The organism is Flavobacterium enshiense (genome assembly GCF_022836875.1).
GTDB classification, from domain to species: Bacteria; Bacteroidota; Bacteroidia; order Flavobacteriales; family Flavobacteriaceae; genus Flavobacterium; species Flavobacterium enshiense_A.
Genome location: NZ_CP090376.1, coordinates 2537797 through 2561734, shown reverse-complemented (window position 1 = coordinate 2561734; position 23938 = coordinate 2537797). Strand labels below are relative to the sequence as shown.

Genomic DNA, 23938 nt, shown 5'->3' with positions numbered 1-23938 from the left:
ATTTCTTTTATATGCGAATCAACAAATACTATCTGGCCGCATTTACCGCTTTTGTTATATGGGGTTTTTTCAGTTTGGCTTTAAAGCCGATTCATAATTATCCGTCATTGGATATTTTGTTTTATCGCGTTTTTTTGAGCGTCGTACTTATTTCTGCCATTAATCTTATCCTAAGAAGAAATGTACTTCTGAAAGACTGGAATAATTTCAAGAAGCAATCCAAATCAGATAAGAATAAAATCATTCGTGTAAATGTTGGAGGAGGTTTACTGCTAACGGCCAATTGGTTTATTTTTATTTTTGTGATGAACCATATCAGCGTTAAAGCAGCATCGTTCGCTTATTTGGTTTGCCCAATCTTAACTACAGTTTTGGCCTTTTTCATTCTGAAAGAACGATTAAGCAAATTGCAGTGGATTGCAGTGGGAATAAGTGTTTCCGGTTGTGTTTTGCTTTCATTCAATAGTTTTGCCGATATTTTTTACAGCCTGATTGTAGCGTTGACTTACGCTCTTTACCTGGTTTCCCAACGTAAGAATATACAAGTGGATAAGTTCGTCGGACTTAATATTCAGATTCTGACTGCTGCTTTGATCATTCTGCCTTTTTTCCCTGTGTTTAGCGGACCGGTGCCAACAGAAAGTCTGTTCTATATTTGTTTGCTTTTTATTGTAATCCTTTTTACGATAATCCCTTTGTTTTTGAATCTGTATGCACTTAAAGGAGTGAATTCATCAACAGTCGGAATCATGTTGTATATCAATCCAATATTGAATTTCCTTTTGGCTGTTTTTTACTATAAAGAGGAAGTGACCGAAATTCAGATGATTTCGTATTCCCTGATTTTAATTTCCATCATAGTTTTCAACGAAAAACTTATCTTTAACCGAAAATTAAAGGAACACCGAGTATCAGAATAAATGAAAAAGATATACCTCGATAACGCATCAACCACTTCAGTTCGCCCTGAAGTTGTTCAGGAAATGACTAAAGTTCTTTTGGAAGATTTCGGGAATCCGTCGTCTACCCATAGTTTTGGGCGTAGTGCTAAAGTATTGATTGAATCGGCAAGAAAATCTATTGCCAAACAAATCAATGCCACTGCTTCGGAGATTATTTTTACGTCATGCGGAACCGAGGCAAATAATTGGATCCTGCGTTCTTGTGTCCGTGATTTGAAAATCGAACGTATAATTACAAGTAAAATTGAGCATCACGCTGTTTTGCATACTGTGGAAATTTTGGCGCGTGAATATGGTGTCCAAGTTGATTTTGTGAACGTAAAACCCAATGGGGAAATCGATTTTACGGATTTGGTTGAATTACTTTCGCAAGGCAAAAAGACCTTGGTAAGCTTAATGCATGTCAACAACGAGATCGGAACTGTTCTGAATCTTGAAAAAGCGATAAGAATTACGCACGATTACAACGCGTTATTCCATACTGATACCGTTCAGTCCATCGGAAAGACAGAAATTGATTTAGAGAAAGCTCCGGTTGATTTCCTTGTAGCCAGTGCCCATAAATTTCACGGTCCGAAAGGAATCGGATTTGCCTATGTAAAAAAGAACACGATTTTACAGCCGATGTTTTACGGAGGCGAGCAGGAAAAGGGATTGCGTGCGGGTACGGAAGCAGTGCATCAGATTGTTGGTATGGCAAAAGCTTTGGAATTAGCATATGAAAGCCTTGACAATGAAAGAAACTATATCTCGGAACTGAAGAAATATGCTGTTGCGCGTTTTGAAGTTGATTTTCCGAATTTCAAAATCAACGGCGAGGATACATTTTACAATATTCTGAACGTAAATTTACCGTTGCCAGAAGAAAAAACATCGATGTTGTTGTTTCATTTGGATATGAAAGGAATCGCGGTTTCAAGAGGAAGTGCCTGCCAAAGCGGTAGCATAAGGCCTTCACATGTTTTAGTTGAAATTCTGGATAAAGATGAAGTTAAAAAACCGAATTTGCGGATTTCCTTTAGTCATTACAACACAAAAGAAGATGTCGATTTATTGATGGAGGCATTAAAAAATGTATAAAATAAAAAGCGGCAATCAGGCTGCTTTTTTATTTTGGGGCTTATCCAAGTTTATTTTTTCTGTTCTTTTTCCTGTACCTTTTTCTGTTCTTTTTCCTGTTTTTTGAAATAACCTCTGAAAAGGAAATTGTGTCTCATGGCTTCCATGTTTTCGTTAAGTTTTATACTGGCCTTATTGATATTGGTCATGATTGAATCTATTTTCTGTACCAGTTTCGGATCGTTGGAAAGATAGTTTATAGCTCCTTTTCCCTCTTTAGCATTTGTAATTGTTGTATTTAGGTTTTTAACGGCATCGTCGATTTTCAAACTTGAATTTTCCAGGTTTTTTACAATCTGTTTTATTGAATTGGCTGTCCCTGTATCATTAAGTACACCAATCACATTATCTTTTCTGTTTAATGAAGTGGTTAATTGGTTTAAACTGGCTGCCGATTCTTTAAGGCGCTGAGTAATTTCTTTTAAATCGCCTGACATTATAGTATCATTTATCAGCATTCCAATGGTTCCTTTTCCTTTGGTAATTTCTTCTGTTATTTTTACCAGATTGGAAGTTATTTTGGCCGTATTTTCATTGGTTACATTCAACGTTTTAAGCATATCCTCAGTATTGAGACGCTTCATGGATTTTATGACATCGCCTTCTTTTACGGGTGTCTTATTGTCTTTTCCGGGTAGGATGCTGATGACCTTGTTGCCCACCAATCCGTCGGAACTAATTATGGCGACTGCATCTTTGTTTATATGGGAGATAATTTTGTCATCTATATCCATCTCTACCCGAATCATCGTATCATTAATCATTTCGATTGCAGTTACTGTTCCCACACTTACGCCTGAATAACGAACATTATTTCCAAGCTGTAATCCGTTTACATTATCGAAAATGCTGCTTATTTCTGTGGTTTTTCCAAATATGTTTTGCTTTTTACCAATAAAATAGACAGTGGTAATAAAGATCAATAGTCCCACAATAACAAATATTCCGAGCTGTATTTTCTGTGTTGCTGTTTTTTCCATTGCCATATCATTTAAAGAAAGCTTGTACTTTAGGATCCTTTGAAGTTGCGAGTTCCTGAAAGGTTCCTTCTGCGTAATTAATTCCGTCTACTAACAAAATCATGCGGTTTGCTATTACACGGGCGCAATCCACATCGTGCGTGATGATAATCGATGACGTTTTGTATTTTTCCTGTACTGATTGCATCAGCATGATAATTTCTTTCGATGTGATAGGGTCTAACCCAGTCGTTGGTTCATCGTATAATATTACTTTAGGCTGAAGTATCAATGTTCGTGCAAGAGCAATTCTGCGCTTCATTCCTCCCGATAGTTCATTAGGCATCAGATTGATTGCATTTTCCAAACCTACATTTTTCAATGCCGTGACCACCATCGGTGTAGTATCTTCAATGATACCAAATTTTTTTGTGTGTCTTCGTAAAGGAAATTCCAGGTTTTCCCTCACCGACATCGAATCGTAGAGTGCACTTCCCTGAAAAAGAAATCCAATTTCCGTACGCAAATCATCCATTTCCTCTTGTTCCAGTGTCATGATATCTTTGCCCATTATTTCGATTGAACCGCCGTCAGCTTCTTCAAGACCGATAAGACATTTAATCATAACTGATTTACCCGATCCCGATTTTCCCATAATTACCAGATTTTCTCCTTCATTAAGCTCCATATTAAAACCATTCAAAACATTATTAGAACCATAACTTTTCATCAGGTCTTTAATTATTATGATGGGTTTATTGAGAGCTGGTTTTTCCATAATTATCAATTGTAGAATATGTCGGTTACAAGAACAGCTATAAAATCAATTATAAACAGAAGCATTGACGTATAAACTACTGCTGAATTTGCAGCGATTCCAACTCCGGCAGTACCTTGTTTACAATTATATCCTTTGAAACAGCCTACTAATCCAATGGCAAACCCAAAAAAGAAAGTTTTAATGGTGGAAGGAATCAGATCGCTGAATTCCAAGTGTCTGAATACTTGATTGAAATACAACAAAAAAGACACATTTCCTTTAGTGTTTTCAACGAGAAATGAGCCGTAAATCGCAATAGCATCAGCAAAGAAAACCAAAATCGGAAGCATTAAAGTGGTGGCCAAAATTCGGGTTACCACCAGAAATTTATAGGGGTTGGTTCCGGAAACTTCCATGGCGTCAATTTGTTCCGTTACCCGCATCGAGCCTAATTCGGCCCCAATTCCCGAACCGATTCTTCCGGCACAAATTAAAGCGGTAATGATAGGTCCAATTTCCCGGATAATAGAAATACTAACCATTGACGGCATCCAGGAGACCGCACCAAATTGTTGAAGTGTAGGTCGGGACTGCAGTGTAAAAACTAAACCGATGATAAATCCGGTCACCCCTACTAAAAGGAGTGATTGATATCCCATGTTATAACACTGTTTCAGGAATTCCTTGAATTCATAAGGTCGTTTGCCTACTTCTTTAAAAAACCGACCTGAGAAATAGGAGAGTTCACCAATTTCTGTTAAAAAAGATTGTATAGGTTCGGATATTTTAAAAATTGTATTCATGGACTGAATTCATTTTTAGATAGCTGAAAACAATAAATCCGTTTCGCTTACACAAAACGGATTTAGTATTAGACTTATGATGCCTTAAATCGCATAAGGTACCTTAGGAATAGACAGTACATATTATTCTGCCGTTACAGGGTCTATAATTGCTGAAACTTCGCTTACCGAGTTTGCCGGAAATCCACCTAGTTTCGCATGTTCACGAACCATTTCTTCATTAGGTGCAATATAAACACAATAAATTTTGTCATCAGTTACATAACTGTGAACCCATTGAATATCGGGTCCCATTTTGATCAACACTCCACAAGAAGTTTCTGCAATTTCTTTTAACTGTTGAGGGGTAAGTTTACCTGCTCCGGGGATTTCCCTTTCGATTACATACTTTGGCATACTATTTAGTTTTTAGATTCCTAATCGTTTTGATTTTTGCTTCAATACTATCAATTAGTATTGAACTTTCATTTTTGTTTGAAAAGTTTTAAAGAACGATATTAAATTTACGAATTATACTTTTTCCTGTTAATTTGTTGTAAGCTTAATCGTTGTAAAATTGAAAAAATCCGTTTTGTGAAAGCAGAACGGATTTTTTAGCATGATGAAGTTCTCTATTTTTTAGGAGCAGGTGTTGCTGCAGTTTTTGCTTTTTTGCTACCAGGATGTTTTATTTCGGTAACAACCATTTTTATTGGGGATGTACCAAGATTTTTTGCCATGTGAGTTACAGCTGGAATATATAAGGCATCACCGGCTTTAATATCCATTGCTACAGGTGCTTTGCCTTTGTCTGTGATTTCTATTTTGCCGTCGGTAAGCGCATAGGCAACATGGTTCGGATGGCTGTGCCACGGAGTGGATTCCCCGGGTGCAAGTTCAATTTGTATCACTCTGACATTGTCGTTATCGAGAACTACTTTTTTGTAGATGTCCGGAGCGACTACAACGGGGTCCTGAGCATATAGCGAATTGCTTAGCATAGGAATTACTCCGAAAATAAATGACATTGAAATAAGTTTAATTGTTTTCATCGTATTCTTCATTTTTTTAATTGTATTGCATTTGTTTTTTCTTTTGCATCTTGTTTAAACAAGTTAGAGATCGGCATTCAAAAAATAGCAGCAATTAAGGTACGATGTGTTGAGGCGGTAATAAATTTTTCCTAAGTATTAGAAATTAAAAATGATTAATATGTAGTTGTAAATAGTTGAAAAACAATATTTTAATAAGTGCTAATTTACAAAAAAATAACCAGATTTGACTTCGTTTTTTTAATACGACGATTTATTAATCAAAAATTAAGTTATAAAGAAGGTGATTTTTGATTTGATCAGATAGTAAAATTGTGCTGATAACACTTCATCTTCCGTAATAAACAAGACAATAAAAAAATCCGCTCTGTTTTTCACAAAGCGGATTTTTGATATTTAAACTAATAAGATTTAGTTTCAGAAATAATTATAAGTGGATTACTTCTCCGTAAGCATCAGCAACAGCTTCCATAACAGCTTCACTCATCGTAGGGTGAGGGTGAACCGCTTTTAGGATTTCGTGACCTGTAGTTTCTAATTTACGAGCCACAACTGCCTCAGCAATCATATCGGTAACACCAGCACCAATCATGTGGCAGCCTAACCATTCTCCGTATTTAGCATCGAAAATTACTTTTACGAATCCGTCCGGAGTTCCGGCAGCTTTTGCTTTACCAGAAGCAGAGAACGGGAATTTACCAATTTTCAATTCGTATCCTTTTTCTTTTGCCTGTTTTTCAGTTAAACCTACAGAAGCAATTTCAGGAGTGGCATAAGTACAACCCGGGATGTTTCCGTAATCTAGCGGCTCAACATGTAAACCTGCGATTTTCTCCACACACAAGATTCCTTCAGCAGAAGCTACGTGAGCTAAAGCCTGACCCGGAGTTACGTCACCAATAGCGTAGTAACCTGGGATGTTTGTCTGGTAGAAATCGTTTACTAAGATTTTATCTTTATCTGTAGCGATACCTGTTTCTTCTAATCCAATGTTTTCGATGTTGGTTTTGATTCCAACAGCTGAAAGTAAAATATCAGCTTCTAAAACTTCTTCTCCTTTAGCAGTTTTAACGAAAGCTTTCACGCCGTTTCCACTAGTGTCGATTCTTTCTACAGAAGAATTAGTCATAACAGTGATTCCTGCTTTTTTCAAAGAACGCTCAAATTGTTTTGAGATATCTTCATCTTCTACCGGAACTACATTAGGCATGAACTCAACGATAGTAACCTCGGTTCCCATTGCGTTATAGAAATGAGCGAATTCAACTCCGATAGCACCGGAACCTACTACTATCATTTTCTTTGGCTGCTCCGGTAAAACCATCGCCTGACGGTATCCGATTACTTTTTTACCGTCTTGAGGTAAGTTAGGTAATTCTCTTGAACGTGCACCCGTTGCAATGATAATGTGGTCAGCTGTGTACTCAGTTACTTTTCCGTCAGCAGCAGTAACATCAACTTTTTTGCCTGGTTTTACTTTTCCAAAACCGTCAATAACATCGATTTTGTTTTTCTTCATTAAGAACTGAACTCCTTTGCTCATTCCTTCTGCCACACCACGAGAACGTGCGATAACAGCGTTGAAGTCTTTATCAAATTCCTTTACGGTTAAACCATAATCGGAAGCATGTTTTAGGTAATCAAAAACCTGAGCCGATTTCAATAAAGCTTTTGTTGGAATACAACCCCAGTTAAGGCAGATTCCACCAAGGTTTTCTTTTTCGATAACGGCTACTTTAAAGCCTAATTGTGATGCTCTGATAGCAGTTACATAACCGCCCGGACCACTTCCTAAAACAATAATATCGTATTTCATTTTTAAGGTGTTATTTTATATTAAGTTGATATTCAATGCGTAAATACATCAAATATCGGTTTTAATTTCAGCGTACGAAAATAGGGATTTATTTGAAAATTATCAATTGTTTTCTACTGCAAATTGCGATTCGTATAAACTTTTGTAATATCCATCCGGTTTACTGATTAATTCGAAATGTTTGCCTTCTTCTACAATCTGTCCTTTATCCATCACGATGATTTTATCAGCATTGATAACGGTTGCCAAACGGTGTGCAATGACAATGGAGGTTCTTCCTTTTGTGATTTTTTCGGTTGCCATCTGAATCAGTTCTTCCGAATAAGTATCGATGGAAGACGTAGCTTCATCCAAAATCAAGATACTCGGGTTGCTGACATAAGCACGCAAGAAGGCTATCAATTGGCGCTGACCCGATGAAAGCATAGCGCCCCTTTCTTTTACGTTGTAATCATAACCGCCAGGCAGACTCATAATGAAATTGTGTACACCGATTCTTTCTGCTGCGAGAATAACTTCTTCTCTACTGATATTTGGATTGTCCAGTGTGATGTTGTTCAGGATGGTATCGGCAAAGAGAAAAACGTCCTGTAAAACAATGGCAATCTGTCGGCGAAGGCTGTACAGATCAAAGTCGTTGATATTGGTTCCGTCAATTAAAATACGTCCGTTACTGATTTCGTAAAATCGGTTCAGCAGATTAATAATAGTGGATTTACCGGCTCCAGTAGCACCAACAATAGCAATGGTTTCCCCTGCGTTTATATCTAGGTTGATGCCTTTCAGTACTTCTTCGCCTTCTATATAACTGAAATGTACATTCTCCAGTGTAAGATCACCTTTAAAATGGCCAGCGGTCAAGCTACCGTTTTCTTGCACTAGGTCTTCACGCTCCAAAACTTCAAAAACTCGTTCGGCGGCAATGATTCCCATTTGCATCACGTTGAATTTATCCGCAATCTGGCGTAATGGGTTGAACAACATTCCGATAAGCATCGTATAAGCGAACAAATCCCCGAAAGTCGTCATGGTATCACCATGCATGATATTCCATCCGCCATACCAAACCACCATACCTAAAGTTAGTGATGATAAAATATCGGCAATAGGGAAGAAGATGGAGTTGTATAAAATGTTTTTTAACCAGGCTTTGTTGTGTAATTCATTGATTTTTTTGAATTTTTCCAGTTCAATTTCTTCACGGTTGAAAAGCTGGACGATTTTCATTCCGGTAACGCGTTCCTGAACAAAGGTGTTCAAATTAGCTACCTGATTACGCACTTCTTCAAAAGCGACTTTCATTTTTTGCTGAAAAATACGTGTCGCATACAGTAAGACAGGCATTCCGAGTATCACTATAAAGCTCAGTTTCCAGTTCATGTAAAACATGATTCCGAGTACGACCGTCATTTTCATTAAATCACTCACAATCATGAATAATCCCTGACTGAAGATACTGGCAATGGACTCGATATCGGTAACCGATCGTGTTACCAGTTTTCCCACCGGTTCAGTATCGAAGTATTTCATTCGGAACGTCGTAATATGATGAAATAATTTTTCGCGTATGTCTTTTACAATGTCCTGACCTAACCAGTTTGCCCAATACGTAAAGTAAAATTGAGAGCCTACTTCAAGGATTAAGACAATCCCCATTAATATAATGTAATAGAGCAACCCAACCTGATCGTGAACTTTAAGATAAGTATCTATGGTCTGTTTTAACAAATAAGGGCGGACTGCCGCAAAAACGGAAAGCGTAATTGAAAACAGTACAACCATATAAAGCCTTTTTTGATAAGGTTTTGCATAGTGCATTACTTTTTTAAGCGATATGGATTGTATGACTTTCATTATTGCTGATGAATATACGGATAAATTACTTTGGTTAAATATAATCCGTGAGCAGGTACTGAAAATCCGGCATTTCCTCTGTTTTTGCTTTCGATTATTTTTCGGAAATCCTCGAATGAAATTTTACCGATACCAACTCCGATTAACGTTCCGACAATTGCCCTGACCATGTTTCGTAAAAATCGGTCGGCGGAAATAGTGAAAACCAGTTTTGTTCCGTTTTGTTGCCAATAGGCTTCTTTGATAACGCAGTTAAAGGTTTTTACATCGGTATGTGTTTTCGAAAAGCATTCAAAATCGATGTAGTCGAATAGGATTTTGGCGGCTTCATTCATTTTATCCACGTCAAGCGGATGAAAATGATACCAGCTCCCTTCGTTTTCAAAGGCATCTTTGAAGGTGTGAATGTGGTATTCGTAGGTTCTGCTGGTGGCATCAAACCTTGCATGGGCATCGTCGTGAAGCGGAATAATTTGGAAGACAACAATGTCTTTCGGTAAGAATGAATTTAATTTTTGTGTCCAATAGGCTGAATCCAATGAGTCTTCATAGTCGAAATGTGCATACATTTTTTTTGCGTGTACACCTGTATCGGTACGGCCTGCGCCCATAATCTCTATTTCTTTTCTAAACAGAGTGGTTAAGGCTTTGGTGAGGGTTTCCTGTACAGATGCAGAGTGAGGCTGGTATTGCCAACCGTGGTAATTTTTTCCGTTGTATGCAAATTCGATGAAATATCTCAAGGTGTATAGCTGTAAGGTTACAAAGAGGCAAAGTTACAAAGTTTATGGGAAAAGAAGAAAGGGGTTGGGGAGGGAAGAGGGAAAAGGGAAGAGGGAAAAGGGATAAGGGAAAAGGGATAAGGGATAAGGAAGAAACGGAAAGGAGGAAGTTCTATCGTGCCCTTCAAATGGTCTTCCGTGTCCTGCAAAAGATCTTCCGTGTTCTTCAAATACTCTTCTGCACTCTAAATTCACGCTCCCGAGCAGTTATCCCTTTTCCCTTATCCCTTTTTCCTAAACTTCGTATCTTTGATACCGGACAACTTTACCACTCAAAAGAAAAATGAAAAAAATTCTTCTGCTTTCCGATACTCACAACCATATTGATGAAACGATTTTAAAATATGTCCACATGGCAGATGAAGTATGGCATGCCGGAGATATTGGCGATTTATCGGTTACGGATGCTATCAAGAAAATAAAACCATTGAGAGCGGTTTACGGTAATATTGATGATGGGAAGGCGCGCTTGGAATTTCCGCTGAATAATAGATTTATGTGTGAAGGGGTTGATGTCTGGATTACACATATTGGCGGTTATCCGGGAAAATACAATCAGGATATTCGAAATGAAATAAGAGCCAATCCGCCAAAGTTGTTTATTTGTGGACATTCCCATATCTTGAAAGTACAGTTTGATAAAGAACTGAATTTACTCCACATGAATCCGGGTGCTGCTGGGAAACACGGTTTTCATCAGGTACGAACAATGTTGCAGTTTGAAATCGACGGAGATAAAATTCAGAATTTAAATGTAGTGGAAATGGGAATGCGAGTCTGATTTTAGTTTTCAATCGGTATTTTGATAAAAATCAATGTTCCCTTTTTTTCTGTGGAATTGATATTTATATTTCCTTTTAGGCTTTTGATTCGAGTTTTTATCTGTGTAAGCCCAAGGCCTTCATTTATTTTACCTTCCTTATCATCGAATCCCTTTCCGTTATCTTCAATATTTACGGAAAGCTGACCACTTTCTTTATTAATGGTTAAAGAAGCTTCAGAAGCATCACTGTGTTTAATAATGTTATTGAATAATTCGGCAACGATAAAGTATAATTTCATTTCGAAATCATTTTGAAAACGGATTTCTTCTTCAATAAAATTGTCAAACTTAAAATGGATAAGCGAATTGGAGTTTTTTTCGCATAAATCCTCAAGGGCGGTAATTAACCCCAGTTTTTCTAAAACAGGCGGAATCAGAGCATGTGATAAATCACGGACTTTATCGTGTGCTTCTTTGATGATGCTTTTCGTTTTTTTGAGTTCTTCGGCTATTTCAGGATGTTCTGCTTCGAAGGCCATCATATGCAGACTGGCAGAAGATAACAAGGCGCTGATATTGTCATGTAATATCGCTGAAAGACGCTTACGTTCTTCTTCCTGGCCGTCAATTGTAGCATTTACAAGTTTTTGTTGTGTGTTGTGGCGAAGATCTTTTAGCTTGTTTTTTTGTTTTAGTTTCAAATTCTGGTAAAAGAAGTAGAACAAAACACCAACTAAAGACAGTAAAGCAATCAGCAAATAAAGCATTTTTTCACTTTTAAGTTGTTTCTGCTTTAAAAGCATTTCCTGTTCCTTAAATTCCATTTCCGCTTTATCCAGCTCATATTTGGTTCGGATACCTTCGAGTTCACCATCGAATTTGTGCTTTAGGGCATAGATGGCATATTCGGCATATTTATTCAGATATTTATTTGCCGATGCAAGGTCTCCTAAGTTTTCATAAGCTAAAGAAATGTTTATGTAATAATGAGAATACTCTTCATTAAGGGAATCGTTTTTATTTTTTTCAATTAAGTCAAGATATAAGTCGCGAGCTTTTTTATAATCGATTTCTTCGGTTAAATAATGTACACCTAAATTGCTTTGTGCATCATTAATTATTTTTTGTACCCCCGATTTTTTAGCATAAATGATAGAGGAATCTAGATATTTCTTAGCAATATCTCTTTCCTGAATATGGCTGTAGAAAGCAAAATGAATATTGTATGTTCTGGAAATTTCATAATCATCTTTTAGTTTTTTAGCCATTTTTAAAGAAGGTTCCAGGTATGGAAAGGCGTTTTGTGTATCAAAAAATGAAATATAGGCGGCAAGAATATTATAATTCAGCTTAAAAATGACAGTATCGTTTTTAGAAGCTCTTGCGGTTTTTAATCCTTTTTTGGCAATCTCCACTGCTTTATCAAACTTTTGTAAACGAAAATACGTTCTGGCTAGTTCCGGATAAAGCTTTACTTTTTCAAAATCAGGAGCATTGTTTAATGTAGTGAGTGATTCGTAAATTAGTTTTAACGATCGCTTTGGGTCTTTGATGTCATTGGTAAGAATAGTGGCTTTGTTTGTAATCTGTTTAGTGTAATTCGAGTACTGTTTTTTCTTTAAAAAATAGGCCGCTTTCTTATCTGAATATGTAAGTGCTTTTTGAAACTGGTTAGTTTTCTTGTAATATTCAAAAGAATCTTTCGCAGTTTTTTGCTGTGAAAAAGCTGCGAAAGACAGAAATAAGATGAAAAAATAATTATTAATTCTCAATGGTTTAATTTGAAACGGTAATCAGTGGTTTTTTTATCGTTATTCCGTTAAGAGTTTGCTCAAAGCTCACTCTTAAAACACCTTCGGAAGAATTAAAGGTGGTGTATTCTGTATTGTAAGTACTTGAAGGCTGAGACTGTCCTGAATTTAACACAATGTTGATGGTGTTGATATTTTCGCCTGAATCATACTCTGTTGTGAAATTACAGTTTGCTGGAATTTCAAAATTGAAGTCGAATTCGTCCTCTGCGGTAGTCTGATAGCCATATTTTCTTAAAAGTGCCATACTGTTTTTTTTTTAAGGTTAGTTATTGATTAATTTATGTTTCAAAGCGTATTTCACCAATCCGATGGTGGTTTTGATATTTAATTTTTTGAGAAGGTTTTTACGATGGGTTTCTACAGTGTTTACACTGATGAATAATGCTTCGCTTATTTCTTTCCCGCTGTATTCAAGTGAAATAAGTTTTAAGATTTCAAGTTCGCGATCTGTTATGGATACGGGCGACATTTCATTGTAGGGGTTATTGTTTTGTTCTGCCTTACCCGTGAACGAAAGGAAAATTTTTTCGCGTACCGATTTGGAATAATATTCTTCTCCGTTATAAACCGTGTTGATGGCTTCGATTATGTTTTCGCCGGCCGATTGTTTTGTTAAGTATCCTTTGGCGCCTAACTGAAGAACTTCCTTTATTAGTTTCAGGTCATCAAAACTTGAAAAAACAATTACATTACACGGGAAACCTTTTTGGTTGAATTGTTTGAGGACTTCAATACCGTCTTTTTTTGGCATGTTGATGTCCATGAGTAAGATGTCGATATTTTTACCTGTAACTTCATCTGCAAGATTTTCCCCGGATAGGGAATAGCCAACAACTTCAAAATTTTTGTTGGTCTTTAAAACGGCAATAAGCCCGTCAATCAGAATTTGGTGGTCGTCGGCAAGGTAGATTCGTATTTTTTCTGACATTCTTCTCAAATTGGTAAAACCAAATGTAAGATTTTAAATTAAGATTTGCATCACCAAATTTAGTGATTTTGCATCACCAAATTTGGTGATATGAATGCTGCTAATTATGGATAATAAGTAATGTCGTTTTGCTTTATTTCATAAAAAAATCCGAACCAGTTAAGATTCGGATTTTTCGCGCACTAATAAACTAAGATGAAAGGTTTATCGTAATCGGTCTACAGATTTTACGAGATCTTCGTCCTTTTTGATGGCCTTATTGGCTAAGACTAACAAAACGATAGAAATGACAGGAAGAAACATCCCAATACCCTTCTCAGAAACCGTAGCTTCTCCGGATAGGTTTAGTAATCGATACACAAATAATCCTAGTAATATAAAGTTTAATATTATGTTCAGTCGGTTCATCACAAACTGATTTTGTCTTTTCTTAAAACTAATGATGCTTACTAAGGCAAGTGTAGTACACAATCCAAAAATGGCAGCATACACTACATCCAGCATGAAATAGAAATCTTTTCCGGCCATATCTTTCCATAACGGAAAAATAAAAGGCAAAACCCCTGAACAAACAAAGGCAAGGAAAAGATAAACTGTCTGAATTCTTTGTATCATTTTTTGGTTTATTGTCGGACAAAAATAGTTTCTTTTTCCTAGAAATACTATTGTTTTTTAAATAAAATTCGTATTATTGCAATACAAAACCGTAAGTACTTCATTTTACGATTGTTTCAATTCAAAAAAATCCTTACCCAAATTTTAGTATCACATTACTCTAATTAAATTCAGATACACTACATGTTTGATATTTCTGTGTTAAAAGAAATGAAGCTGCCTGAGCTTCAAGAAATCGCTAAAATCGCTAAAATCAATAAATATCGTAATCTTAAGAAAGATGAATTGGTTTATCAGATTTTAGATTATCAAGCGGCTAATCCTGAGGTTGTTAAGCCTGCTCTTCAGGAAACTCCCCAACCGGAGGAGAAAGCAAAGCGCGCTCGCATTAAGCCTGTTAAAGAAGAATCCAGCCAACTTAAAGAAGAATCCAGCCAACATAAAGAAGAATCCGGCGAACCTGCTCAGGCTGAGAAAAAAATATTCACTCCTAAGCTTCACAAGAAAGTTGCTGAAACTGAATTAGCTGAAACTGAATTAAAAGAAGAAGTTGTTGAAAAACCTACAACAGAAGCAGCGGAACCAAAGCGCGAAAATTTTGTAAATAAAAAGAAAGAGTTTGTTAAGAAACAGCCCTTTACAAAAGAAAGCAATCAGAATACTAAGATCAGACCTGCACAAAATAAAGAAGTTGAAGAAACAGCTTCAGTTGCAGAAGTAGCGGAACCAGTTACAGAAGCTCCAGTTACGAAACCTCAAAATCCTAATCAGGGAGGAGCTAATCAGAATAATCCCAATCAGAACCAAAATCCAAATCAAAAACACAAAAAGCAGAATTTCAGAGAAGCTGAATATGAATTCGACGGAATCATTGAAAGCGAAGGTGTGCTGGAAATGATGCCGGACGGTTACGGTTTTTTACGTTCTTCGGATTATAATTACCTTGCTTCACCTGATGATATATATTTGTCGACTTCCCAAATTCGTTTATTCGGATTAAAAACAGGAGATACCGTAAAAGGTGTTGTTCGTCCTCCGAAAGAAGGAGAGAAATACTTCCCATTGGTGAAAGTGTTGAAAATTAACGGACACGACCCTCAAGTAGTGCGAGACAGAATATCATTTGAACATTTGACTCCGGTTTTTCCAACTGAAAAATTCCGATTAGCCGAAAGACAAAGTACGATTTCGACCCGTGTTATCGATTTGTTCTCACCAATAGGAAAAGGACAGCGTGGTATGATTGTAGCACAGCCGAAAACGGGTAAGACAATGTTGTTGAAAGACATTGCCAACGCGATTGCAGCCAATCATCCTGAAGTATATTTAATTGTATTATTGATTGACGAACGTCCGGAAGAGGTAACCGACATGCAGCGCAGTGTGAGAGGAGAAGTAATTGCTTCGACTTTTGACAGAGAGCCGCAGGAACACGTTAAAATTGCCAACATCGTTTTGGAAAAAGCAAAACGCCTGGTAGAATGTGGTCATGATGTTGTGATTCTTTTGGATTCGATTACGCGTTTAGCGAGAGCTTATAACACGGTTCAGCCGGCATCAGGAAAAGTATTGAGTGGTGGTGTGGACGCTAATGCACTGCAAAAGCCAAAACGTTTCTTCGGAGCGGCACGTAATGTGGAAAATGGTGGTTCGTTGAGTATCATTGCTACGGCATTGACAGAAACCGGTTCAAAAATGGACGAAGTTATCTTCGAAGAATTCAAAGGTACGGGTAACATGGAATTGCAGTTGGACAGAAAGATTGCCAACAGACGTATTTTCCCTGCTATCGATCTTACATCTTCAAGTACGCGTCGTGACGATTTATTGTTGGATGAGAATACAATTCAGAGAATGTGGATTATGCGTAAATATCTTGCGGATATGAATCCGGTGGAAGCGATGGATTTCATCAACGACAGATTCAAGAAAACAAGAAACAACGAGGAGTTCTTGATTTCGATGAATGATTAGATAAAGATTTAGAGAGAGGTTTTCAGCCTCTCTTTTTTTATGGCAATAAGCAGCATTACTGCAAAACATAAGAAAGGGATAGCGGAAAGAATTATTTTGAGATTGGAAGATAAGATTCCAACAAGTAACACCAAAAGCATAAGTAAGCTAAGCATTACTAAACCGAGTAAATTGAGTTTTTTTGAGCTATTGTTTTTGACGGTACAGTATAATAGTATCAGTTGACCGCCCAGGCTTCCAAGAATGAGAGGATGTGTTAGGGATTCCAATAAATGAGGTTGCCTGAAAAGTAGCTCGAATTCAATTTCATAAAGAAACGCACTTCTCCCTTTTCCCCATTCCGTATAACCGAATAAGGAAGTTGTTAAAAGACCGATATTTGCTAATCGTTTTATGCTGGTAAAGTAACAAAAAAATCCACCATTTGGTGGATTTTTTTATGTGTTAAGCAAAGAAAATGAATTAGTTAACTACTATCTTCTTTGTTATTGTTTTATTGTTTGCAGCGGACAATTTTACCAAATAAAAACCTCGAGGTAAATTATTCAAAGTGTGTGTGTTTTGGAATGCAGCCGGGCTTTTAATATCCTGAATTATCTGGCCATTACTATTGATTAACTGAATTTCATTCAATTCTGTTTCCGATGTTATGGTGATTCGGTTATCTTTTGTCGGATTAGGATAGATAGAAATGTTAGCTAAAGTATTGAAATTTTCAGTACTTAAAGTTGGCCATCTGTTTTGAGCAGTAGGTCCTCCCCAAATCAAGGTTGCTAAGTAAGGATTGTCAATGAAAGGATTTCGGTTACCTTGTGCATATGTGTTAGCTGTGTTTCCATGATATGTATTTCTGTTGTCTTCATATTGTGAGACAGGATCTTCAGCATTCCATTGGAGGAACAAATCGATCATATTGCCGTCAGCAGCAACTGGAGTTCCAACTCCAGCATATATTGGTAAACATTGTGATCCGTATCTCAGGTACATATACATAATCATTCGAGCAACATCACCTTTCCATTCGTCACCCGGATACCAGGTAGTGACTGTTACATCGTGTGAGTTTCCTGATCCTTGCGCAAATTTTTCGCTTGCTCTATCGTTATTTCTGTCAACATCACTGGAACGGATATGGTGTGCATCTTCTCCGGCATCGCTTGAACCTCCATCATCAAGATCTGGATCAGCTAATGATTTGGCAAAAACATGTTCTCTGTTCCATTCGCATAACGTTCCGCCTCCATTACTGTTTTTATCCCTTCTTCTGTGATCGTTGTCATCTGCAGTTGATGTAGGGCAAATGTTATTGCTGAATCCGTAAATCAATAATACATTAGTATTTGTTGCGTCATTTGGATCTAGGTCGGTCACTTTTGATGCTTCCCAAACTCCCGGAGTATAAGAAAGTAAATTAGTATGTGTCGTCGTTATTTTTGTTGCCAGAGCATTTTTCAAAGCTGTTCCGGTTAGGTTCCAGTTAAATCCATTGTAATATGGGGAAGCCGGTGCTCCTGTCTGAGCAAAACTTAAAGTAACGCTTAATAGTAATAGTAAGGTTAAGGTGTAGTTTTTTTTCATTTGGGAGGGCTCTGGATTTATTGTTTTCGGTCTAATAAAGCCATATAAAAACCATCAAATCCCGATTCGGAAGCTAAAACTTTTACGTCTTTTACGAACGTGAAGTTTTTACCGCTTTCCGTTTTTAGGAATTTTTCAATTTGTTCCTGGTTTTCAGATGGTAATACCGAACAGGTAGCATACACTAACTTTCCACCAGGTTTCACTATTTTTGAATAGCTTTCTAAAACTTCGGCCTGAACTTTTCGGATGTTATCGATGAATTCCGGTTGAAGTTTCCACTTGCTGTCAGGATTACGTTTTAAAACGCCTAAACCGCTGCATGGAGCATCAATTAAAACCCTGTCGGCTTTTTCGTGAAGTTTTTTGATTGTTTTTGTTCCTTCAATTACACGTGGCTCGATATTAAAGGCACCGTTTCTTTTAGCACGAAGTTTTAACTGCTTAAGTTTACTTTCGTATAAATCCATTGCAATCAATTGTCCCTTGTTTTCCATCAAAGAAGCAATGTGCAATGTTTTTCCACCGGCACCTGCGCAAGTGTCAACAATTCTCATTCCTGGTTTTACATCTAAGAAACGAGCTACCAATTGTGAAGAAGCGTCCTGAACTTCAAACAAACCTTCTTTGAAAGCGTCTGTTAAGAATACATTCGCTCTCTCCTTTAAAATAAGGGCATCCGGATATTCGTTCGGCATTTCGGTATCAATGTCTAAATCCATTAAAATAGCTCGCAATTTTTCGCGAGTGGTTTTCAAAGTATTCACACGTAGGATAACTTTTGCCTGCTCGTTTTGGGCGTGGAGTTCTTTAGTCCATAGATCTTCGCCTAATTCCTTAGTGCCCAGTTCATCCATCCAGTCCGGAATTGATTCACGGTATTTTCTGATTTTAGAAAGTTCGTCAAAACGTCCCTTGATTTTTCTAACAGGGGTTGCTTCAAAATATTTCCAATCGGGTAGGGTGTAACCACGTAAAACGGCCCAAACCGCAAACATTCTCCAGATATTGTCCCTGTCGTACGGTTCTTTTACTTCGGCAATTTCTGCATATAAACGCTTCCATCGAACGATTTCATAAATGGTTTCCGCAACAAATTTTCGGTCATGACTTCCCCAGCGTTTGTCTTTTTTCAAAGCTAAAGCTACTACCTTATCGGCATATTGTCCTTCATTGAAAATCGCCATCAGCGAGTCAATGGTTGTAAATACTAAGTTTCTGTGTAATCTCATTGTAAAAAAATAAGCCTGCAAAGATAAGTAATTTATCTGTTTATATGACTTATCTGTATTTTTTTATAAAAGAAGTAGGGGTTTCACCGCATTTTTTTCTGAAAAGTCTCGAAAAATAGGCATAATCTTCATAGCCCAAGAGATCGGCAATCTGATTGAAACTCAATTTCTGCGCAATCATTTCGCGTTTCGCTTCAAGGAAAACCCTGTCCAAAATGATATCGGTTGTAGTTTTTCCAACCATATTCTGAGTGATTCTGTTTAAGTGTTTTGCTGATATGTTTAACCTGTTGGCATATTGCGAAGGCGATTTCTCTGATTTATAATGTTCTTCCACCAAAGCTTCAAAGGTTTGAAATTTAAGCGTGTATGGATTTTTCGGAATCACTTCCATTTCGTTTTTACGGATATAGTGACGTGTACTTTCAATATAAATCAAGTCAATGAGCGAAATTATTTTATTGGTTTTTAATAGATTGTCGGATTGATTTTCAGAATAAATCTGTTCAAAAAGCGATTTGAAGAAAGCAGTATCAGACGATTGTAAATACAACAAAGGCGAATTCTTAACGCTGAAAAAAAACGGAAAATTGTTTATCCGATTCCTGGTATAATGGATGTCATAATACGATTGTGTGTGAAAGAATATGAAACCCTGAATGTCTGCTGATAACTCCCAATGATGCATTTGTCCTGGATTCATAAAGAAAAGGCTGCCAGGTTTTACGTCGTATTTTACAAAGTCAATTTCATGTATTCCGCTTCCATGTGTAAAAAGTACAGTTAGGTAGAAATTGTGTTTGTGGGGTTTGCAAATGTTTTTATGGCTGGAAATCAAATGTTGTTCCATCGTATTAGCGTAAAACTCCTTTCTTTTTTTGTCAGATTCGAATTGCTGAATGTCTAAAACGGTAAAACTTTTCATTGTCAGATGGTTTTGATAATGTCCTAAAAGTACAAATTATTGTGGAATTCGTCTATTGCTTGTTTCTGCATATTTATGAACTTTGTAAAAAAAATAATTATCATGTCAACTTTAATAGATATACTCACCGAAAAATGCCCGAAATGCGGAAAAGGGCATGTTTTTTCTGAAAAAGGTAATGTATTCCTTTTTCGTTTACCAAAAATGCATGCGAATTGTTCGTACTGTAATCATAGGTTTGAAAAAGAACCGGGTTACTTTTTTGGGTCAATGTTCGTTAGTTATGCCGTTGCTGTTGCCGAAATGGTCGTTTTCTTTTTGATTGCCAATCAATTCGTTGATAGCTATTTAACCATAGTAGTTTTAATTGGTATACTTTCAATTGTTTTGAGTACGTTTAATTTCAGGCTATCACGAATGCTGTGGATTTATATGTTGGACGGAAAAAACAAGCAGCTTTAACGAGAAAATCTTTTGTAAATTAGCATTTCTAAATTTTTAGGAATGAAAAAAAGTTTGTTGACCTTGCTTTCTGTGGTATGCATTTCCTGCGGTGTGAAAAAGGTTTCTGATAATCCGAAATCGGAAATTTCAAATACTACGGAAGGGATTTTCAAACCAAGTTTTATCTCTGTGGAAATAGACACTTTGCTGTCTGAAAAGCTAAGTATTAGGGCTATTTGCATCGATAGTAATAAAGTTTGGTATGCAGCGAATAATGGTAATTATGGATATCTTAGTTTGAACGGCGGGAAGAATTTCGTTGGCAACATCGTAAAAGATACCCTAAAACTGGAATTCAGGAGTATAGCACAAACAAAGGACAATGTTTTTGTTTTAAGTATAGGGAATCCTGGTTTGTTATACCGAATTTCAAAAGATGAAACAGAAACGCAACTGGTTTATCAGGAAAAAGGCGAAAAAGTCTTCTATGATGCCATACAATTTTGGAATGACAAAGACGGAATTGCTGTCGGCGATCCAACCGATGACTGTTTTTCATTGATAATTACAAACGACGGAGGACAAACGTGGAAAAAAGCATCCTGTAAAAATGTTCCCAAGGTGGCTGATGGTGAGGCATTTTTTGCTGCCAGTAATACCAATATCAACATAAAAGGGAATAAAGTCTGGGTAGCTTCAGGTGGAAAGAAATCCAATATTTATTATTCCGAGGACAAAGGGAAATCGTGGCATGTTATTGCAACTCCAATCATTCAAGGAAGTGCGATGACGGGAATTTTCTCAGCCGATTTCTATAACGAAAAGATCGGTTTTGCAACCGGAGGCGATTATGAAAAACCAAATCAGAATTTCGGGAATAAAATCATCACTCATGACGGAGGAAAAACGTGGAATTTAGTCGGCGAGAATGAAGGATATGGGTACGGTTCCTGTGTTCAGTTTGTACCTGGAAGCAACGGAAATGAATTGGTAAGCGTTGGTGCTTCAGGAGTATTTTATTCTTATGATCAGGGAAAAAAATGGAAGAAAATTGCGGATTATAAAGATTTGTTCACTATTCGTTTCATCAATTCAAAAACTGCGATTGCTGCGGGAAACAAAAAAATTCTCAGAATAAGATTTAAATAAAAAAGGAGCAAAATGCTCCTTTTTTATTTTCTACTCTCTTTAATCTGTTTAATCAGTTTCCGGTTGAAATCGTCTTCCGCTTTTCTCAGTTTAAGGATTTTTACAGAACCGATTACCGGACGTAAATCACTGCTGAGTTTTTTGCGTAACTGAAGCATTTTTTCTTCATTGTCTTCCATTTGGGCTAAAAGAGTTGCGGCTTCTTTCTCACTCATTTTATCTACGCTTTCTTTATCCATGCGTTTCTTAAAACTTCTCATTTTCTCATGACGCATTTCAAATTGTTTTTCTTCGAATGCGTTGTAAATAGGCCAGAATTTTTCCGCCTCATCCTTAGATAAATCAAGTTCCGTAGTTATGAAAGCTACTTTAAGCTGTTTGATCTGCTCTCGTTTTTCATCGCTTGGCTGTGCGAAAGAAAAGGTAGAAATCAGCAGAAAAACTATCGGTAAAAATTTCTTTAGTATCATATTTTATTCGTTTAAATAAAGGTCTATATCATTTTCGTTTTCAGACAAGTAACTCTCAACTGAATCATCATTCAACGCTATTGATTTTTCTAATTCATTAATATCATGCTGATCTAGTTCGTGCATAAGATCATATGATGTCACGGTACTTGCCAGATAGTTTTCAATCGTGGTGTCATCAAGGCTGCTTTTCGAATTAAAATTAAAATAAAAAGTCAAACCAAACACAACTAAAGCAACGGCAGCGACACTTGAAATCCAAACTGATTTTCGTTGCCATAATGAGATTACCTTCACTTCCTGCTGTGGAAGCTGGTTCATTAATCGAGCTTCAAAATCCTCAAAGTAATTCTCCGGAATTTTAAATCCAGTTTCAATTTTCTTATTGTTATGTAAATCAAACTTTTTCATAATTATTGGACAAAATTAACCTCTGAAGGTTTAATCTTCATTTAAAAATTCTTCTATTTTTTTGACGGCATGAAAATACGACGCTTTCAGTCCGCCTACCGAAGTCCCTAGTATTTCGGATATCTCTTCGTATTTCAGTTCCTGAAAATATTTCATTTTAAAAACCAATTGCTGTTTTTCAGGTAATATTGTCAAAGCCTTTTGCAGTTTCATCTGAATTTCATCACCATCATAATCAACATCGGCTTGTAAATTGTTAATCATCTTATCTTTTATTTCCTCACTGGAAATGCCTGATTTTTTGGCTCGCTGGTTAATAAACGTAATCGATTCGTTCGTCGCAATCCGGTACACCCATGAAAACAATTTACTTTCACCTTTAAAATTCTTCAGGTTCTGAAAAACTTTCACGAAGGTGTTTTGCAGCACGTCATCGGTATCATCATGATTCAGCACAATGGTACGTATATGATTGTACAACGGACGCTGGTATTGGCGTACCAACTTTCGAAACGCTTCGTTTTGCGTTTTCGGGTTCAGTAAGTCGGCTATGAATTCTTTTTCGTCCTGCAAGTGAAATCGTTTTTGTACTTAAGACTAAAGTTACGGCAAATAGTTTAATATTGTTGTTTTTAGAGCGAATGGCTTGGGATTTATCGGGCTTCCATTTTCCAGTTTTTCGTTCCAATCTTTTTTAAAACTTGCCCAAAGGCAAGTTCCCAAAAAAGGATTTCCTCTGCAACCAGGGCTAAATAGTAAGCCATTTTTATTTTTGTTAACAAATATTTCGCGTTGCATTTGTACCTTTGCGCCACACAACATAATGATATAATGATAAAGACTGTAATTTTCGACATGGACGGTGTGATTGTCGACACAGAACCGGTTCACAAATACGCTTATTTCAAACATTTTGACGAATTAGGGATTCAGGTTACCGAAGAAATGTATGCAAGTTTCACAGGGAATTCTACCCGTAATGTTTTCCAGCGCATTAAAGAAACTTTCAATCTGGATCATGACGTAGAAGATTTGATTCTGCACAAGCGCCATCTTTTTAATGAAGCTTTCGATACCAAACCCGATTTGGAACTGATTTCTGGGGTTCATGACCTGATTAAAAACCTTCATGAAAACGGAATGCAGCTTATCTTGGCTTCCTCAGCTTCAAAAGGAACGATTCAGCGTGTTTTCAATCGTTTTGACTTGCACCAGTATTTTACCCATAAAGTGAGTGGTGAAGATTTTCCGAAATCGAAACCGGATCCGGCTATTTTCCTGCATGCGGCTTCACTTTCGACTGCTCCAAAAGAAAACTGTATTGTTATTGAGGACAGTACTAGCGGAATCAAGGCTTCCAAAGCAGCAGAAATTTTCTGTATTGGTTTCAATAGTGAAAATTCTAAACATCAGGATTTATCGTTAGCTGATTATGTTATTAATCACTTCGACGAAATTAACTATGAAATTGTTTCGGCTATCAAGTTGAAAAACGGTATATAATAAATGGCAGGAGATTTAAGAATAAATTCATGTATAATTATAATAT

Annotated in this window: 26 protein-coding genes; 8 read left to right on the top strand and 18 right to left on the bottom strand. The window is 36.8% G+C overall.

Annotation, left to right across the window (positions count from 1 at the left end):
• Positions 1-11 precede the first annotated feature (11 nt).
• Together LZF87_RS11485 and LZF87_RS11480 are read left to right on the top strand one after the other, a co-directional pair.
• Positions 12-920, top strand: a complete 909-nt coding sequence (locus LZF87_RS11485; protein ID WP_244339148.1) for an EamA family transporter — start codon at positions 12-14, stop codon at positions 918-920.
• Positions 921-2042, top strand: a complete 1122-nt coding sequence (locus tag LZF87_RS11480) for a cysteine desulfurase family protein (protein WP_244339147.1) — start codon at positions 921-923, stop codon at positions 2040-2042.
• 50 nt (positions 2043-2092) lie between these two features.
• Here LZF87_RS11480 and LZF87_RS11475 read toward each other — a convergent pair whose 3' ends face one another.
• The 8 genes from LZF87_RS11475 to truA all read right to left on the bottom strand — a co-directional run bounded on the left by LZF87_RS11475 (position 2093) and on the right by truA (position 10047).
• Positions 2093-3061 carry an MlaD family protein gene (locus LZF87_RS11475; protein WP_244339146.1) on the bottom strand — a complete coding sequence of 323 codons (969 nt, stop codon included), beginning with the start codon at positions 3059-3061 and terminating at the stop codon, positions 2093-2095.
• 7 nt (positions 3062-3068) lie between these two features.
• Positions 3069-3818, bottom strand: a complete 750-nt coding sequence (locus LZF87_RS11470) for an ABC transporter ATP-binding protein (RefSeq protein ID WP_244339145.1) — start codon at positions 3816-3818, stop codon at positions 3069-3071.
• 5 nt (positions 3819-3823) lie between these two features.
• The gene (locus tag LZF87_RS11465) at positions 3824-4603 is read right to left on the bottom strand and encodes an MlaE family ABC transporter permease (RefSeq protein ID WP_244339144.1); all 780 of its coding nucleotides are present in this window, start codon (positions 4601-4603) and stop codon (positions 3824-3826) included.
• A gap of 123 nt (positions 4604-4726) precedes the next feature.
• Entirely contained in the window at positions 4727-4999 is a 273-nt protein-coding gene (locus tag LZF87_RS11460) for a DUF4242 domain-containing protein (RefSeq protein WP_023574725.1), read from the bottom strand.
• A 215-nt stretch (positions 5000-5214) separates the two neighbouring features.
• The gene (locus LZF87_RS11455) at positions 5215-5634 is read right to left on the bottom strand and encodes a cupin domain-containing protein (protein WP_244339143.1); all 420 of its coding nucleotides are present in this window, start codon (positions 5632-5634) and stop codon (positions 5215-5217) included.
• 427 nt (positions 5635-6061) lie between these two features.
• Positions 6062-7450, bottom strand: a complete 1389-nt coding sequence (gene lpdA / locus LZF87_RS11450) for a dihydrolipoyl dehydrogenase (RefSeq protein ID WP_244339142.1) — start codon at positions 7448-7450, stop codon at positions 6062-6064.
• Between the two features lie 102 nt (positions 7451-7552).
• Complete coding sequence (locus LZF87_RS11445) at positions 7553-9304, bottom strand: ABC transporter ATP-binding protein (protein ID WP_244339141.1); 1752 nt, start codon at positions 9302-9304, stop codon at positions 7553-7555.
• Positions 9304-10047 carry a tRNA pseudouridine(38-40) synthase TruA gene (gene truA / locus LZF87_RS11440; protein WP_244339140.1) on the bottom strand — a complete coding sequence of 248 codons (744 nt, stop codon included), beginning with the start codon at positions 10045-10047 and terminating at the stop codon, positions 9304-9306. The genes LZF87_RS11445 and truA overlap by 1 nt, the downstream gene beginning before the upstream one ends.
• Positions 10048-10091: 44 nt before the next feature.
• On the opposite strand from truA, the gene LZF87_RS11435 reads away from it, so the two are divergent.
• Entirely contained in the window at positions 10092-10373 is a 282-nt protein-coding gene (locus tag LZF87_RS11435; RefSeq protein WP_244339139.1) for a hypothetical protein, read from the top strand.
• Positions 10370-10867, top strand: coding sequence for a metallophosphoesterase family protein (locus tag LZF87_RS11430; protein ID WP_244339138.1), 498 nt, complete (start codon positions 10370-10372; stop codon positions 10865-10867). The genes LZF87_RS11435 and LZF87_RS11430 overlap by 4 nt, the downstream gene beginning before the upstream one ends.
• Before the next feature lie 2 nt (positions 10868-10869).
• Here LZF87_RS11430 and LZF87_RS11425 read toward each other — a convergent pair whose 3' ends face one another.
• The 4 genes from LZF87_RS11425 to LZF87_RS11410 form a co-directional block, all read right to left on the bottom strand.
• The gene (locus LZF87_RS11425; RefSeq protein ID WP_244339137.1) at positions 10870-12621 is read right to left on the bottom strand and encodes a tetratricopeptide repeat-containing sensor histidine kinase; all 1752 of its coding nucleotides are present in this window, start codon (positions 12619-12621) and stop codon (positions 10870-10872) included.
• A 4-nt stretch (positions 12622-12625) separates the two neighbouring features.
• Complete coding sequence (locus tag LZF87_RS11420; protein WP_244339136.1) at positions 12626-12907, bottom strand: hypothetical protein; 282 nt, start codon at positions 12905-12907, stop codon at positions 12626-12628.
• Positions 12908-12925: 18 nt separating this feature from the next.
• Positions 12926-13591 carry a response regulator gene (locus LZF87_RS11415; RefSeq protein ID WP_244339135.1) on the bottom strand — a complete coding sequence of 222 codons (666 nt, stop codon included), beginning with the start codon at positions 13589-13591 and terminating at the stop codon, positions 12926-12928.
• Positions 13592-13795: 204 nt separating this feature from the next.
• On the bottom strand, positions 13796-14206 hold the full coding sequence (locus LZF87_RS11410; RefSeq protein ID WP_244339134.1) for a DUF4293 domain-containing protein: 411 nt from the start codon (positions 14204-14206) through the stop codon (positions 13796-13798).
• A gap of 183 nt (positions 14207-14389) precedes the next feature.
• On the opposite strand from LZF87_RS11410, the gene rho reads away from it, so the two are divergent.
• Positions 14390-16180: a transcription termination factor Rho gene (gene rho, locus LZF87_RS11405; RefSeq protein ID WP_244339133.1), complete on the top strand. Its 1791-nt coding sequence runs from the start codon at positions 14390-14392 to the stop codon at positions 16178-16180.
• A gap of 462 nt (positions 16181-16642) precedes the next feature.
• Here rho and LZF87_RS11400 read toward each other — a convergent pair whose 3' ends face one another.
• The 3 genes from LZF87_RS11400 to LZF87_RS11390 are packed head-to-tail and all read right to left on the bottom strand — an operon-like array spanning position 16643 to position 19915.
• A complete protein-coding gene (locus LZF87_RS11400) occupies positions 16643-17758 on the bottom strand; it encodes an endonuclease (RefSeq protein ID WP_244339132.1) in 1116 nt (371 codons plus the stop codon).
• Positions 17759-17775: 17 nt separating this feature from the next.
• Positions 17776-18990, bottom strand: a complete 1215-nt coding sequence (locus LZF87_RS11395) for an RsmB/NOP family class I SAM-dependent RNA methyltransferase (protein ID WP_244339131.1) — start codon at positions 18988-18990, stop codon at positions 17776-17778.
• A 49-nt stretch (positions 18991-19039) separates the two neighbouring features.
• Positions 19040-19915, bottom strand: coding sequence for a helix-turn-helix domain-containing protein (locus tag LZF87_RS11390; protein WP_244339130.1), 876 nt, complete (start codon positions 19913-19915; stop codon positions 19040-19042).
• 102 nt (positions 19916-20017) lie between these two features.
• On the opposite strand from LZF87_RS11390, the gene LZF87_RS11385 reads away from it, so the two are divergent.
• Positions 20018-20377: a DUF983 domain-containing protein gene (locus LZF87_RS11385; RefSeq protein WP_244339129.1), complete on the top strand. Its 360-nt coding sequence runs from the start codon at positions 20018-20020 to the stop codon at positions 20375-20377.
• A gap of 42 nt (positions 20378-20419) precedes the next feature.
• A complete protein-coding gene (locus tag LZF87_RS11380; protein ID WP_244339128.1) occupies positions 20420-21508 on the top strand; it encodes a WD40/YVTN/BNR-like repeat-containing protein in 1089 nt (362 codons plus the stop codon).
• Between the two features lie 23 nt (positions 21509-21531).
• Here LZF87_RS11380 and LZF87_RS11375 read toward each other — a convergent pair whose 3' ends face one another.
• The 3 genes from LZF87_RS11375 to LZF87_RS11365 are packed head-to-tail and all read right to left on the bottom strand — an operon-like array spanning position 21532 to position 22962.
• On the bottom strand, positions 21532-21978 hold the full coding sequence (locus tag LZF87_RS11375) for a sensor of ECF-type sigma factor (protein ID WP_244339127.1): 447 nt from the start codon (positions 21976-21978) through the stop codon (positions 21532-21534).
• 3 nt (positions 21979-21981) lie between these two features.
• Positions 21982-22389 carry a hypothetical protein gene (locus LZF87_RS11370; RefSeq protein ID WP_244339126.1) on the bottom strand — a complete coding sequence of 136 codons (408 nt, stop codon included), beginning with the start codon at positions 22387-22389 and terminating at the stop codon, positions 21982-21984.
• A gap of 30 nt (positions 22390-22419) precedes the next feature.
• A complete protein-coding gene (locus LZF87_RS11365) occupies positions 22420-22962 on the bottom strand; it encodes an RNA polymerase sigma factor (RefSeq protein ID WP_244339125.1) in 543 nt (180 codons plus the stop codon).
• Positions 22963-23220: 258 nt separating this feature from the next.
• On the opposite strand from LZF87_RS11365, the gene LZF87_RS11360 reads away from it, so the two are divergent.
• Complete coding sequence (locus LZF87_RS11360) at positions 23221-23892, top strand: HAD family hydrolase (protein WP_244339124.1); 672 nt, start codon at positions 23221-23223, stop codon at positions 23890-23892.
• Positions 23893-23938 lie beyond the last annotated feature (46 nt).

Coding starts and splice junctions, on each gene's coding strand:
- LZF87_RS11460 (WP_023574725.1), bottom strand. CDS start 4,999: ATGCCAAAGTATGTAATCGAAAGGGAAATCCCCGGAGCAGGTAAACTT.
- LZF87_RS11470 (WP_244339145.1), bottom strand. CDS start 3,818: ATGGAAAAACCAGCTCTCAATAAACCCATCATAATAATTAAAGACCTG.
- rho (WP_244339133.1), top strand. CDS start 14,390: ATGTTTGATATTTCTGTGTTAAAAGAAATGAAGCTGCCTGAGCTTCAA.
- LZF87_RS11475 (WP_244339146.1), bottom strand. CDS start 3,061: ATGGAAAAAACAGCAACACAGAAAATACAGCTCGGAATATTTGTTATT.
- LZF87_RS11435 (WP_244339139.1), top strand. CDS start 10,092: ATGGGAAAAGAAGAAAGGGGTTGGGGAGGGAAGAGGGAAAAGGGAAGA.
- LZF87_RS11410 (WP_244339134.1), bottom strand. CDS start 14,206: ATGATACAAAGAATTCAGACAGTTTATCTTTTCCTTGCCTTTGTTTGT.
- LZF87_RS11465 (WP_244339144.1), bottom strand. CDS start 4,603: ATGAATACAATTTTTAAAATATCCGAACCTATACAATCTTTTTTAACA.
- lpdA (WP_244339142.1), bottom strand. CDS start 7,450: ATGAAATACGATATTATTGTTTTAGGAAGTGGTCCGGGCGGTTATGTA.
- LZF87_RS11395 (WP_244339131.1), bottom strand. CDS start 18,990: ATGAGATTACACAGAAACTTAGTATTTACAACCATTGACTCGCTGATG.
- LZF87_RS11385 (WP_244339129.1), top strand. CDS start 20,018: ATGTCAACTTTAATAGATATACTCACCGAAAAATGCCCGAAATGCGGA.
- LZF87_RS11360 (WP_244339124.1), top strand. CDS start 23,221: ATGATAAAGACTGTAATTTTCGACATGGACGGTGTGATTGTCGACACA.
- LZF87_RS11375 (WP_244339127.1), bottom strand. CDS start 21,978: ATGATACTAAAGAAATTTTTACCGATAGTTTTTCTGCTGATTTCTACC.
- LZF87_RS11430 (WP_244339138.1), top strand. CDS start 10,370: ATGAAAAAAATTCTTCTGCTTTCCGATACTCACAACCATATTGATGAA.
- LZF87_RS11370 (WP_244339126.1), bottom strand. CDS start 22,389: ATGAAAAAGTTTGATTTACATAACAATAAGAAAATTGAAACTGGATTT.
- LZF87_RS11380 (WP_244339128.1), top strand. CDS start 20,420: ATGAAAAAAAGTTTGTTGACCTTGCTTTCTGTGGTATGCATTTCCTGC.
- LZF87_RS11480 (WP_244339147.1), top strand. CDS start 921: ATGAAAAAGATATACCTCGATAACGCATCAACCACTTCAGTTCGCCCT.
- LZF87_RS11455 (WP_244339143.1), bottom strand. CDS start 5,634: ATGAAAACAATTAAACTTATTTCAATGTCATTTATTTTCGGAGTAATT.
- LZF87_RS11400 (WP_244339132.1), bottom strand. CDS start 17,758: ATGAAAAAAAACTACACCTTAACCTTACTATTACTATTAAGCGTTACT.
- LZF87_RS11415 (WP_244339135.1), bottom strand. CDS start 13,591: ATGTCAGAAAAAATACGAATCTACCTTGCCGACGACCACCAAATTCTG.
- LZF87_RS11485 (WP_244339148.1), top strand. CDS start 12: ATGCGAATCAACAAATACTATCTGGCCGCATTTACCGCTTTTGTTATA.
- LZF87_RS11390 (WP_244339130.1), bottom strand. CDS start 19,915: ATGAAAAGTTTTACCGTTTTAGACATTCAGCAATTCGAATCTGACAAA.
- LZF87_RS11420 (WP_244339136.1), bottom strand. CDS start 12,907: ATGGCACTTTTAAGAAAATATGGCTATCAGACTACCGCAGAGGACGAA.
- LZF87_RS11445 (WP_244339141.1), bottom strand. CDS start 9,304: ATGAAAGTCATACAATCCATATCGCTTAAAAAAGTAATGCACTATGCA.